The organism is Pseudonocardia oceani, assembly GCF_019263585.2.
GTDB classification, from domain to species: domain Bacteria; phylum Actinomycetota; class Actinomycetes; order Mycobacteriales; family Pseudonocardiaceae; genus Pseudonocardia; species Pseudonocardia oceani.
In genome coordinates this window covers 5,829,152-5,841,310 of record NZ_JADQDF010000001.1, presented here as the reverse complement: position 1 = coordinate 5,841,310, position 12,159 = coordinate 5,829,152, and the positions used below count along the sequence as shown (strand labels likewise).

Genomic DNA, 12,159 nt, shown 5'->3' with positions numbered 1-12,159 from the left:
CGACGAGCGTCGGGAACGCCACCGATCCGACCGAGGAGATAACGTGAACACCCGCCCGACCAGGTCCGCCGCACGGCGCGCGCCGGCCGACACCCCGGACCGCTTCGCCTCGACCGCCCCGCCGTACCGCGTCGAGGACCCCGAGGAGCCGATCGATCCGCGGACCGTCCGCAGCGCCCTGGAGCTGGCCACCCGCGCCCCCTCGGTGCACAACAGCCAGCCGTGGCGCTGGCGGGTGGGTCGCCGGACCATCCACCTCCATCCCGATCTGCGGCGCTGGTTGCCCGTCACCGACACCGAGGGTCGCGACATCGGCCTGAGCTGCGGTGCGGCACTGCACCACCTCACCGTCGCCCTGGGCGCGCTGGGCCTGACCACGCGCGTGCACCGCCTGCCCAACCCCACCGAGCCGGACCACTTCGCCGCCGTCGAGCTCGGCGCCGGACCACCGGCCGACACCGACCTGGCCGACGCCGACCTGGCCGACGCCGACCTGGCCGATGCGATCGTCCATCGCCGGACGGACCGCAGGCGCTACACGGACTGGGAGGTCCCCGACGCGTTCGTGACCGAGCTGGTCGCCCGCGCGGCCGATCACGGTGCCCTGCTCCGTCCGGTGACGGACCCGGCCGCCCGGCGACGGCTGGTCCGGGCCATCGAGGAAGCCGGACGCACCCAGGAGGCGACCGAGGGCTACCGCACCGAGACCGCCCTGTGGAGCGGCGCCGGCACCGGCACCGACGGCGTCCCCGCCGGGAACCTGCTCGCCGACCCCGTCGGCACCGGCGACGGCACCGCCCGCCGCTTCGCCCCCGGACAGCTCGACCAACCCGCCGACGGCACCGACGGCGCACTGCTGCTCGTACTCGGCACCACCTCCGACGACGCCCTCTCGTGGCTGCGCGCCGGCGAGGCCATGAGCGCGGTGCTGCTCCACGCCACCCGCCTGGGGCTGGCCGGCTGCCCGCTCAGCCAGCCGCTGGAGGTGCCGGGAACGCGGATCGCCGTGCGCGACGAGATCCTCGGCGGCACCCTGGTCCCGCAGCTCGTCCTGCGCATCGGCTGGGCACCGTCCGGTCCACCGCTGCCCGCCACCCCCCGCCGCCCGGTCGAGGACGTCGTGGAGACCACGGCCGACTGAGCCGCACGGTCCCGCCCCGGACCCGTGCGGCCCCGCGGCGGGTCAGCCGCCCTCGTCGCCCGGGCCCTCACCGCCGGACCGCCCGGGGGTCCGGGACGGCGACCCGTCGGTCGCCCTCCGGTCCACGGCCACGCGGACCACGCCGAGCAGCAGTCTCGCCACGACACCGACCGCGATCAGCCCGACCACCATCTGCGTCATCGTCAGCACTCTCGCGAGCTGCGAGGCCGGGGCGATGTCGCCGAAGCCCACCGTCGTGAACACGGTCATGGCGAAGTACAGGGCGTCGGTGCGGCCCAGCGGCTGGGTGAAGCTCAGCGGGTCCTGCAGGGACAGCACGCCGTAGGCGGAGGCGTGGAGCAGCAGCAGGGTCGGCAGCCCGACCGCGGCCGTCTCGGCCGCCCGCAGCCGGGGCGCGTCGGACATCAGGATCGAACGCACCTGCCACGTCAACGCGCCTCCGAGACCGACCAGGCCGAGGCCGAGCCAGACCAGCACCTGCGCGTCGATGCGCCGGTCGAGGGGCGCCTGGTAGTAGACGACGAGCAGCATGCCCACGCTGAGCACGACCCGGACGACGGCCGCGGTGGTGCGCCGCAGTCCCGGCCCGGCCGGCCCGGCCGTCACGGTGACCCCGCCACGGCCTGCCTGCCCGCACCGCATCCCGCCGATCCGTGCACGACGTCCGGTGCGGAGGTGCCGGCTCGCCCGGGCGGTCGCACCCCTCGTCGCTCGGCTGCCGATCACGCCTCCCTGGTCCCCGTCGGTTCGGACATCCTCCGAGCGGGCCGGCGGGCCGGGCTCACCCGGCACAGGCGAACGCGCTCGCCGGCCCGGGCTCCGCCGCGTCACCCTCGAGCGAGCCGGACCAGCACGTCAGAGGGCATCGGGTTCGGAGGTTGCAGGGACGCGGCGCGTCCTGGACTGACGCTCGCCCTCCACGGGTGACGACACCTCGCCGCCCGTCGCGGGAGTAGGGGGGCGACGCCCGCACGACGCAGGCCACGCCGGGGAGGAGGGCCTCCCGACCCGGGCCCACCGGCCCGCCGGCATGGACCGGACGGCCGGTGCGCCCGGGCCGCGGGAGGGCGCAGGCTCGAACGGTGGTTCCCGGAGCACCGCGCCGGCCGCACCGGGTACCCACCCCGACCCAGCCGGCGAGGAGGGGAGCCCGGAGATGCTCACCCGCACCCTGACCACCGCCGCACTCGCCCTGGGCTTCGTCGTGTCCCTGATCGGTGCGGTCGCCACCCCCTCGGCACTGCCGGCGTGCGTGGGCGTCGGTGTGGCAGCCGGGATGACCGCACCGATCCTGTCCGACGCCGCCCGGGCGACCCCACTCCCCCGTGCCCGCCGGCGTCGCACCGGCTGGCGCACGGGGGCGGTCACCACGGGCTTCCTGCTGGCCCTGACCGGATCGGTGACGCTCTTCGGGCCGGCCGCCGGGACAGGCCTCGCGCCGGTCCTCGCCGTCGGCTGGTGGCTGCGGTGCAGGGACGGGGCGGAGTGGCCGGACCGGACGACGGCCCGGGAGAGGCCCGCCGCTGCCCCGGACGCGGTGGACCCGGCCTTCTGCGCGATGGTCGGGGACGCGACCACCACCGAGTTGCGCCAGGCGTGGCAACGCGCCTGGTTCGCGATCGCGGATCTCCCGCTGGGCCCGCTCCGTCACCGGGTCGCGGACCTGCGTGCCGAGATCCTCGACGAGCTGGAACGCCGCCATCCCGACCACGTCCGCCTGTGGCTGGAGACAGGCGGACGCGCCAACGGCGACCCGCTCCGGTTCCTGGGCGCTGAGCAGGATCCGTGATCCGACCCGGCACCGCCGGCGCACGTCGCTCGCCTCGACGTCGCGGGGCGGGGCTGGTCCGGCCACCTCTCCCGTGACTGGCAAGTCCCGCGAGCTCGGCGCCCCGAGCGGCCGGACGCAGTCGGGCGCAGGTCGTCACGAGCGCGCCCGTGGTGAGTCCGCGCAGCTGCTCGCGAAGCTCGGCGGGGCCGGGACGATCTGCGCCCGAAGCTGGTCGATCGCCTGTGCGGGCCTCGACCGCACCACGACGTGCGACCCGGAGCGAGCGGGTGGCCTCGACCAGACCGGCCCTGCTCTTCGGCGTGCCGCTCGCCGAGCCACTCCGGCCGGTCGCACACCACCCGGTAACGCCACCGGGACACGTTCGAGCGCAGGGTGGGTTGTCGGAATAGGGCGCGCTACCGTGGCGTCGTACCCCCCTGGGTACGCATCGGGCGGCCCGTCGAAGGAGGCCTACCGTGGATGTGGACGCAGCCGAGCTGACCGACGTGCTGGCTCGGCTCAAGCGGGTGCAGGGCCAGCTCGGCGGGATCATCCGCATGATCGAGGAGGGCCGGGACTGTGCAGATGTGGTCACCCAGCTCGCTGCGGCCTCGAAGGCGCTCGACAAGGCCGGCTTCAAGATCATCTCGACCGGGCTGCGCCAGTGCATCGCCGAGGACGAGAACGGCTCGCAGCGGGTGAACGAGGCCGAGCTCGAGCGCCTGTTCCTGTCGCTGGCCTGACCAGGAGCAACCCCAGGGCGCGCTGCACATCGATCGACGGGTCAAGGTCCTGCTGCCGTGCAACGTCGTCGTCCGGACGGCCACCGGCCGCATCGCCACGAACGGCTCGTCGCGACGGTGGCCGACGATCCCGCCCGATCACCGAGGAGCCCGACCGTCGGATGAGCGGAGGTCAGCCGACCACGGCCACTGTCAGATCTGTATCCGCGCTGGATACCCTGCGGGGTAGGGAAGGGAGAATCCGATGACCGCAACATCCGACACCCTGAACGAACGCCCGGCACGGTTCCGGGTCGAGACGATCGAGACCACGAGCCTGGGCGACCGCAGCTACCTCGTCCACGACAGCGAGACCGCGGTCGTGGTGGATCCCCAGCGCGACATCGACCGGATCACCTCGCTGCTCGCCGAGCGCGGGCTGCGGCCGTCGCACGTGGTCGAGACCCACGTGCACAACGACTACGTCTCCGGCGGACTGGAGCTGGCCCGCACGACCGGCGCGACCTACGTGCTCGCAACGGGCGACGAGCTGCGGTTCCCGTACCAGCCGGTCACCGACGGCGACGTGCTCGAGGCGGGCCGGATGCGGCTGCGGGTGCTGCACACCCCCGGCCACACCCACCACCACGTCAGCTACGTCCTGCAGGACGCCGACGGGCAGGTCCGAGCCGTGTTCACCGGCGGCTCCATGCTCTACGGCGCCACCGGTCGCACCGACCTGGTGCGCCCCGAGGACACCGAGCAGCTCACCCACGCCCAGTACCACTCGGTGCGCCGACTGGCCGCCGAACTGCCCGCAGACACCCCGGTCTACCCCACACACGGGTTCGGCAGCTTCTGCTCGGCCACCCCGACCAGCGGCGACGCCTCCACCGTGGGCGCCCAGGCCGGGACCAACCCCGCGCTGACCCTGGCGGAGCAGGACTACGTCGAGACCCTGATCGCCGGGCTCGGCGCGTTCCCCGCCTACTACGCCCACATGGGCCCGCTCAACCGGGCCGGCGCCGGACCGGTGGACCTGTCGCTGCCCGAGCCGGTCGACCCGGCCGAGCTGCGCGGGCGGATCCAGGCCGGGGAGTGGGTGGTCGACCTGCGCGAGCGCACCGCGTTCGCCGCCGGGCACGTGGCCGGCTCCCTGGGCTTCGAGCTGTCCACCAACTTCGTGACCTACCTGGGCTGGCTCTACCCCTGGGGTGCCCCGCTGACCCTGATCGGTGAGTCGGCCGAGCAGATCACCCAGGCCCGCCGCGAACTCGTCCGGATCGGTATCGACCGGCTCGCCGGGATCGCGCACGGCACGATCGACGAGCTCGCCGACCGACAGCCACTGCGCTCCTACCCGACCAGCGACTTCCCCGGACTCGCCGCCGCCCTGGCCGAGCGGCCGGGCGCCTTCACCGTGCTCGACGCCCGCCGCGACGACGAACGCGCCGCCGGTGGGGTAACCGGTTCGATCCACATCCCGATCCACGAACTCACCGACCGCGCCGACGAAGTCCCCGACGGCGAGACGTGGGTCTACTGCGGCTCCGGCTACCGCGCCTCGATCGCCGCATCCATCCTCGACCGCCCCGGCCGCGACCTGGTCCTGGTCGACGACAGCTACACCCACGCCACCGACGCCGGCCTGCACACCGAGCAGCCCGAACACACCGAGCAGCCTGGGTCCGCCCGCTCCTGAGATGGCGTCGAGCCACCACGTCTCCACCACGAACGAGCCGGGCGGACAGTCGACCCGCACACCCTGCAGACCTGGAGGTGCCCGTCGCCGCGGCGATCCCGATGTCGCTGGTCGTCGTCGCGGTCTCCTCCGCCGCCGCGCTGGTCCCACGAGCGGGCGCCGGGCAGATCCGCTGGCGCATCGCCGGCATCTTCGGCCTGACGGGGCCGGTGCGGCCTCCGCCGGGGCCGCGGTCAACCGCCTCCTCGACCCCCGCCTGGCCCTCGCCGGGCTCGCCCTGCTGATGATCGCCGCGGCGTCCGCATGCTCACCACGACCGACACCGTCGGCGGGGACTGCGCCCTCCCCGAGGGCGGCGTGAACTGGCGCGGCTGCCTACCCAGGTCCATCGCCGCAGGACTCACCGTCGGCTTCCTCACCGGCCTGTTCGGCGTCGGCGGCGGCTTCCTGATCATCCCCGCCTTCGTCCTGCTCCTAGGCCTACCCATGGGCTCGGCGGCGACCACCTCACTGGCCGTGATCGTGATCAACTCCAGGGCGATGCTGGTCGGGATCGCGGCGCCGGCCGCCGTGCTGCTGCTGACGCCTCCGACGCGCCGCGAGGAGAGCACACGTTCTGGAGACACGCACTAGCCTGCGGAGCCGTGGGCCCGCGCCCCGATCACCCCGACGTCTGCCGGGTCGGCGCCAGGGGCCCGCCCGGCCGTCGGGGCCGGAGCGCGGGGCGGCACCGGATCCCCCGACCCCGGCAACCGCGCGAGTGCCCGCAGGGCGAGATCGGTGAGGACGTCCGCGGCGGCGGGGCGCGCCGCGCCGGCCGGAGGCAGCCTCAGCTCCAGCACCTGAGGCCCGTAGTCGAGCAGCAGCTCCGGGCCGCCGTCGGAGGTGAGCTCGATGCCCCGGGCGGCGCCCAGCCCGACGGGCCGCTCGGCCCCGAGGCTGCGGGCCACGGCGTTGCGTTCCCGCTGGGCGCGCGCCGCGGCGGCGTCGGTGTAGCGCCCCGCGGTCAGCTCGAGCACCTCCCCGCGGACCGCCCCGGTGCCGGCGTAGGTGCACGACGTCCGCTGCAGCCGGCCGACGGACGGGGCCGCGACGTCGTGCACCTCGCGGATGACGATCTCGCCCAGCGGCAGGCCGAGGACGGCCTCCACCTCCCCCACCGGCAGCAGCACCTCACACGGCGGAACCCCCTCGTGCCGTGCCCCGGCTGCCGGCTGCGGCGCGGCCGATGCCGCGAACGACGGCAGCGCCACCTCCTGCGACGGCGGCGCGCCGCACCCCGCCAGCGACGCGGTCGACAGTGCGAGCGCGCATCCGGCCACCGCCGCCGCTCGGCGCGCGGATCGACGCCGACGCCAGGCGGATCGCGAATCGGCGTCGGACACGTCCGGGCTCCTGCTCACTGCGGGGAGGGGCGAGCAGGTGACGCCTGCTCGCAGGGACCGGACCAGCGTGTCCGGCAGGCCGGTTGCCGCTCCAGTGCCGTCGGTCCCCCCGGATCCGGTCCAATGACCCTGCGGCGGGCGGACCGGCGGGTGTCCGGCAGCGCGGGCCCTGCCGACAGCCGGGTCGACGGACCGGCGACCCGGGCATCTGCGCGGTGCCCGACGGCGGAACCGGTACGACGTCGGCTACGTGCTGGGAGTCGTGATCGCCTCCGGCGCGCCGGCCGACGAGCTGTCGGCCGCGGCCGTCGTGCCGTCAGGTCCTCCGGCCCGGGCGGGGCGTCGTCTTCTGCTGTCCGCCTCAGGCATGCGCATCGAGAACATCTGCACGCCGTGCTCGACGAAGTCACTCACCGCGGGATCGGGCCTCACCCGATGATCAATCAGCCGGAGGGTGGTCCGACGACCCTGCGAAAGCCCAAGGACGTTGTCGCAGGTCAGACGCAGAACGGGCGGCTCCTCAGTGAAGAGGAACCGCCCGTTCAGACCGTCGGGACGACAGGATTTGAACCTGCGGCCCTTTGACTCCCAGGCACACCGGACGGCCTCGTGACGTCGGCCCCGAAAGTCTGTTTGCGCAGGTCAGTGTACGTACACGTCCGGCTGCGTCCGCTCGCCTTCATGGCCGCAATCATGCAGTCAGTCACTCAGTCGACACCCCTCGACGCGCAACTCCCGCCCCTCCCCCGCACTCCTCCTTGTAATACCGCAGAGCGCGAGAGGGAGGCCCGCCATGTCGACAGCGACCACGCTGCACCACCGGGACCGCGCCGCCCTGCGCGCCGTCGCCGCGGGCAGGTGCGCACTCGCCGGACCCACCCTGCTCGTCGACGGCCTCTGCTGCGCCGACCAGTTCCTCGCCGCCCGCCTGACCGACGCCGCCCTCATCGACGCGACCACGGCGACCGGCACGGCCTCCCTGACGGCGACCGGGCGAGCTGCCCTGGATGTCGCCTGACGCGGCGAATCGCCGCGGGTCGGACACGTCGACGGGCGACCGAGGCGGCCGAGGCGGCCGCTCAAGCGGCGTGGGAGTCGGCAGCCGCCGATCATGCGTGGCGGCGGCCATCCGTCCCGTCGAACCCGTGACCATGGAACAACCACAGTCCGACCACGCGGACAGTTCTGTGGTTGAAGGCCTACGACGACGCAACCGTTGCCCCGACGGTCCCCGCAAGAGGTCCGTGGTCTGCCATCGCCGTACCCACCGTTCAGATGGAGGGAGCGGTCGACAGTGCGGCCCTGCAGTCCGTTACCACCACGTGTCCTTCGAGGCGTCCACGCCCGTCCAATTGTCGGATAGAGGATGCGAACGCCGTTGTCGACGTGGTGCGCGACGCCCACCTCGGTCGCGAACCCGGCGAGCACGAAGTGGTCCTCTGCAACGACCCGATCGGTGCCGAACGCGGTGGCGCTCCTTCACGATCTGCAGCGTCCGCCTGATAGACCCAGGTCATCGAGGATCATTCGACCGGCTGCCAGTGCTGATCCCCTGCAGGCGCCCAGGTCCGCAGCGCATCGACGAGCTCCGCGGGATCCTGTCCGGCGAGCACGAGATCCCGGTCGCCTTGTCGGAGGAACCCTTCAGCCACAGCGTGGTCGAGGAAGGCGAGGAAGTGCCCGTAGTACCCGTCGGTGTCGAGCAGGCCGGTGGGTAGGGAGTGGATGCCGAGTTGGGACCACGTGAGGACCTCGGCGAACTCCTCCAGTGTTCCGAGGCCGCCGGGCAGCGCGATGAAACCCCCTGCGAGTTCGACCATCTTCGCCTTGCGTTCGTGCATCGACTCCACGACGTACAGCTCGGTCAGGCCCTGGTGGGCGATCTCCTGGCCGGTCTGCTGGCGAGGGATCACACCGATCACCGCGCCGCCGGCTTCGAGGGCGGCGTCCGCGAGGGTTCCCATCGTGCCGACGCTCGCACCGCCGTAGACGACGGTGATGCCCTCCTCTGCGAGGTGTCGTCCGAGCCGTCGGGCGCCGTCGACGTACCGCGGTCCCCGGCCGGTGTTCGAGCCGCAGAACACGCACAGACTCGTGATCGTCATCATCAGCTCCTCTGTTCTGCTCCGTGCAACGCTCGATCGTGTCGAGCTCTTGGTCCTGAGACCCACGTCCGTGACGAGTGCTGGACGGCCCATGCGAGCTGGCCCCAGGACGGTCGTAGGCATCGCGCGACGTCCACGAGCCGGGCGACGCACTCGCGAGCTGCCGTCACCGGTATGCCGCCTGGCCTGTGAGGGCTTGGCCGATGACCAGCGTGTGCACTTCGTCGGTGCCCTCGTAGGTGCGGACCGACTCGAGGTTGTTGGCGTGGCGCAGCGGCGAGTACTCCCCGGAGATGCCGCTGCCGCCGAGGATGGTGCGGCACTCCCGTGCGATGGCGATCGCTTCGCGCACGTTGTTCAGCTTGCCCACGCTGACCTGCTCTACACGGAGCTCGTGCCGGTCCTTCAAGCGACCGAGGTGCAGGGCCACCAGCATGGCGGAGTTGAGCGCGACCGCCATGTCGGCCAGCTTCTTCTGCGTCAGCTGGAAGGCACTGATCGGCCGGTCGAACTGGATGCGCGAGTCCGCGTACTGCAGCGCTGTGCGGAGGCTGTCCCGGGCAGCCCCGACCGCCCCGAAGAGGATCCCGAACCGTGCTTCGTTCAAGCACGCCAGTGGCCCACGCAGCCCACGGGCCTCGGGCAGTCGTGCGGACGCCGGGAGGCGGACGTCCTCCAGGTGCAGCGACGAGGTCACCGACGCGCGCAGGGACAGCTTCTGCTTGATGTCGGTCGTCGTGAACCCGCGGGTAGCGCGGGGGACGAGGAAGCCGCGGATGCCGTCGTCGGTCTGCGCCCACACCGTCGCGATGTCGGCGAGGCCACCGTTCGTGATCCACGTCTTGGAGCCGTTGATCACCCAGTCGTCGCCGTCGCGGACCGCCCGGGTGCGCATGCCGGCGGGGTTGGAGCCGAAGTCGGGCTCGGTCAGCCCGAAACAACCGATGGCCTCGCCTGCGGCCAGTCGTGGAAGCCACTCCGACTTCTGCTCCTCCGAGCCCCACCGCCAGATCGAGTACATCGACAGCGAGCCCTGAACGGAGACGAAACTGCGCAGGCCGGAGTCGATCCCCTCGAGTTCCAGACAGGCCAGGCCGTAGCTCACGGCGTTCGTGCCAGCGCAGCCGTAGCCGTCGAGGTGCATGCCGAGCAGTCCGAGCTTGCCGAGTTCGGGCACCAGATCGCGGGGGAAGGTCGCGGAGTCGTACCACTCGGCGATGTGCGGACGGGTCCGGTCGTCGAGGAAGTCACGGACGGTCCGCTGGATGTCCCGCTCCTCCTCGGTGAGCAGGGAGGCGGTGTCCAGCAGGTCCAGCGGGTCCGTCATCACGGGCATGGGTTCTCCGGTGTGGGTGTCAGAGGGTCTGCGGGGGCCGGCCAGAGGTAGACGGACGTCGTCGCTGCGCCGGCGGCACCGAGCCGTGCGAGCGCTTGGGAGCGTGTCCGCCGTGGTGGCGCCACGGCTGGACGTGGTCGGACACCGCCACCATGTCGAACCCGCGGTCCTTGCAGCCGATGCGGACCTCCGCCGGCCCGGTCGGATCGTGGCGGGAGCCGGACATGCGGACGTTCCCTTCGTCGGAACAGCTCGGGTGGTCAGAACAGGTGGTTGTTGCCGCCGAAGACCTCGCTGACGGAGTCGTCGGTGAAGATGCGGCGGATGGAGTCAGCCAGTAGCGGCGCGCAGGAGACGACGTCGACGTTGTTCGGGACGCCGGGGCGCAGTGGGATCGTGTCGGTGACGACGAGGCGCTCGAACGGTGCGACCGCCAGGTTCTCGTGCGCGCGACCGCTGAGCACCGGGTGCGTCGCGGCGGCGAACACGCGTCGGGCACCGGCCTTGACGACGGCTTCGCCGGCCGCCCTCAGAGTTCCCGCGGTGTCGATGATGTCGTCGACGATGATCGCGGTGCGATCACGCACGTCGCCGATCACGTGCCCGATCTCGGCGACCTGCTGGCGGGGGCGTTCCTTGTCCAGGATCGCGAGCCCCGCGCCCATGCGGGTGGCGAACTGCTTGTTGAGCTTGACCCGGCCCGCATCCGGTGCGACGACGACGAGTTCCCCGGGATCCGCCTCGATCCCGCGGAAGTGGTCGGCGAGCATCATCAGCGCGGTCATGTGGTCCACCGGGCGGGAGAAGAAGCCCTGCAGCTGACCGGCGTGCAGGTCCATGGTCAGGTCTCGGTCCACGCCTGCGGACTCGAGCATGCGGGCCACGAGCCTGGCGGAGATGGGTTCGCGCGGTGCGGACTTCTTGTCCTGGCGGGAGTAGCCGTACCAGGGTGTCACCGCGATCACGCGGTGCGCGCTGGCTCCGACCGCGGCGTCGATCATGACGAGCAGCTCGAGCAGGGCGTCGTTGGCGTTGAGGCCGGTGGCGGGGTTGCCACACATCGGTTGGACGATGAACACGTCCGCACCTCGGATGGAGTCGGTGTAGCGGCAGTACGTCTCGTCGTTGGAGAAGGTCTTGAGGATCACCGGGCCGAGCTCGACGCCGAGCTGGTCGGCGATCGCCGAGGCCAGAGCGGGGTTGGCGCGGCCCGCGAACGGCATGAGGCGCTTGTCGTAGCTGAACCGCATGCTCGTCGGACCCGGCCGTACGGGCGCGATGTCGGTCGTCATGCCGGGCACCCGCGGCCGGCCCGTGCGCCGTCGAGCAGTTGCCGGCCCAGCGCGTAGGCGCCACGGATGTCGTCGCCCTCGAAGCACACCGTTGCGCTCTCCCGCAGGCGGGCGGTGCAGTTGACCCCCACGGAGTAGGGCAGACGCGCGAAGAGCAGGGTGTCCGAGGTCGAGTCGCCGTACGCCACGCACTCCTGATCGGTGATCCCGAGCTCGTCGAGCAGCGCCAGGGTGATGTCGACCTTGTGCTGCAGCGTGAGGAGCCGCTCTTTGCGGGTCGGGGTGCCCGGAACCACGTCGGATCCGAACGTGCGATGAGCGCCCCAGGTCTCCAGCCTCCGGACGAAGAAGTGCGGCGACTGCGAGATGACGGCGATGTGCTCGCCGCGGGACCGGATGTCGGCGAAGACCTCGCGGACGCCGTCCATCCAGGCCGACGCGGCGAACGCCGCGTCGATCTCGGCGTCGCTGACGTCCGCCCAGAGCGGCAGCATCTGCTCCCAGAACTGCACGTCGGTGATCTCGCCGCGCAGCCAAGCCCGCTCGACCCGGTCGGCCGGCTCGTAGGTCCCGAGGTGACGAGCGAGCTCGACCGAGCCGGCTCCGCGCAGGAGGGTGCCGTCCATGTCGAAGACGTGCAGGTGCGTCCGGGTCATCGAGCGGGCTCCAGGGGGTCGGAGAGCG

At 72.4% G+C, this 12,159-nt stretch carries 14 protein-coding genes; 7 read left to right on the top strand and 7 right to left on the bottom strand.

Annotated features, from left to right (window positions below; genetic code table 11):
- Positions 1-43 precede the first annotated feature (43 nt).
- Positions 44-1,141 (top strand): Acg family FMN-binding oxidoreductase, encoded by a 1,098-nt coding sequence (locus tag I4I82_RS29260; RefSeq protein WP_308112840.1) that lies wholly within the window; start codon positions 44-46, stop codon positions 1,139-1,141.
- Between the two features lie 42 nt (positions 1,142-1,183).
- Here the strand turns inward: I4I82_RS29260 and I4I82_RS29255 are convergent, their stop codons facing one another.
- Positions 1,184-1,768 (bottom strand): potassium channel family protein, encoded by a 585-nt coding sequence (locus I4I82_RS29255; protein ID WP_218590861.1) that lies wholly within the window; start codon positions 1,766-1,768, stop codon positions 1,184-1,186.
- A gap of 550 nt (positions 1,769-2,318) precedes the next feature.
- Here I4I82_RS29255 and I4I82_RS29250 point away from each other — a divergent pair.
- From I4I82_RS29250 to I4I82_RS29230, 5 genes are all read left to right on the top strand, one after another.
- Positions 2,319-2,951 (top strand): hypothetical protein, encoded by a 633-nt coding sequence (locus tag I4I82_RS29250; protein WP_218590860.1) that lies wholly within the window; start codon positions 2,319-2,321, stop codon positions 2,949-2,951.
- A 458-nt stretch (positions 2,952-3,409) separates the two neighbouring features.
- Entirely contained in the window at positions 3,410-3,676 is a 267-nt protein-coding gene (locus I4I82_RS29245; RefSeq protein WP_218590859.1) for a metal-sensitive transcriptional regulator, read from the top strand.
- A gap of 244 nt (positions 3,677-3,920) precedes the next feature.
- Positions 3,921-5,357 (top strand): MBL fold metallo-hydrolase, encoded by a 1,437-nt coding sequence (locus tag I4I82_RS29240; RefSeq protein WP_218596254.1) that lies wholly within the window; start codon positions 3,921-3,923, stop codon positions 5,355-5,357.
- A gap of 77 nt (positions 5,358-5,434) precedes the next feature.
- A complete protein-coding gene (locus I4I82_RS29235) occupies positions 5,435-5,641 on the top strand; it encodes a hypothetical protein (protein ID WP_218596253.1) in 207 nt (68 codons plus the stop codon).
- A gap of 19 nt (positions 5,642-5,660) precedes the next feature.
- Positions 5,661-5,990, top strand: a complete 330-nt coding sequence (locus tag I4I82_RS29230) for a TSUP family transporter (protein WP_218596252.1) — start codon at positions 5,661-5,663, stop codon at positions 5,988-5,990.
- Here the strand turns inward: I4I82_RS29230 and I4I82_RS29225 are convergent.
- Positions 5,987-6,517, bottom strand: coding sequence for a hypothetical protein (locus tag I4I82_RS29225; RefSeq protein ID WP_218592344.1), 531 nt, complete (start codon positions 6,515-6,517; stop codon positions 5,987-5,989). The genes I4I82_RS29230 and I4I82_RS29225 overlap by 4 nt on opposite strands.
- 1,018 nt (positions 6,518-7,535) lie before the next feature.
- Between I4I82_RS29225 and I4I82_RS29220 the strand changes: the two genes are divergently transcribed.
- Positions 7,536-7,760: a hypothetical protein gene (locus I4I82_RS29220; RefSeq protein ID WP_218592343.1), complete on the top strand. Its 225-nt coding sequence runs from the start codon at positions 7,536-7,538 to the stop codon at positions 7,758-7,760.
- A 505-nt stretch (positions 7,761-8,265) separates the two neighbouring features.
- On the opposite strand, the gene I4I82_RS29215 is transcribed toward I4I82_RS29220, so the two are convergent.
- The 5 genes from I4I82_RS29215 to I4I82_RS29195 form a co-directional block, all read right to left on the bottom strand.
- Positions 8,266-8,850: an LOG family protein gene (locus I4I82_RS29215; RefSeq protein WP_225920719.1), complete on the bottom strand. Its 585-nt coding sequence runs from the start codon at positions 8,848-8,850 to the stop codon at positions 8,266-8,268.
- A gap of 163 nt (positions 8,851-9,013) precedes the next feature.
- On the bottom strand, positions 9,014-10,183 hold the full coding sequence (locus I4I82_RS29210) for an acyl-CoA dehydrogenase family protein (RefSeq protein WP_372451431.1): 1,170 nt from the start codon (positions 10,181-10,183) through the stop codon (positions 9,014-9,016).
- 19 nt (positions 10,184-10,202) lie between these two features.
- On the bottom strand, positions 10,203-10,409 hold the full coding sequence (locus tag I4I82_RS29205) for a hypothetical protein (protein WP_218592342.1): 207 nt from the start codon (positions 10,407-10,409) through the stop codon (positions 10,203-10,205).
- Positions 10,410-10,443: 34 nt separating this feature from the next.
- Positions 10,444-11,475: a ribose-phosphate diphosphokinase gene (locus I4I82_RS29200; protein ID WP_225920718.1), complete on the bottom strand. Its 1,032-nt coding sequence runs from the start codon at positions 11,473-11,475 to the stop codon at positions 10,444-10,446.
- Entirely contained in the window at positions 11,472-12,131 is a 660-nt protein-coding gene (locus I4I82_RS29195) for an HAD family hydrolase (protein ID WP_225920717.1), read from the bottom strand. Before I4I82_RS29195 ends, I4I82_RS29200 begins: the two co-directional genes overlap by 4 nt.
- Positions 12,132-12,159 lie beyond the last annotated feature (28 nt).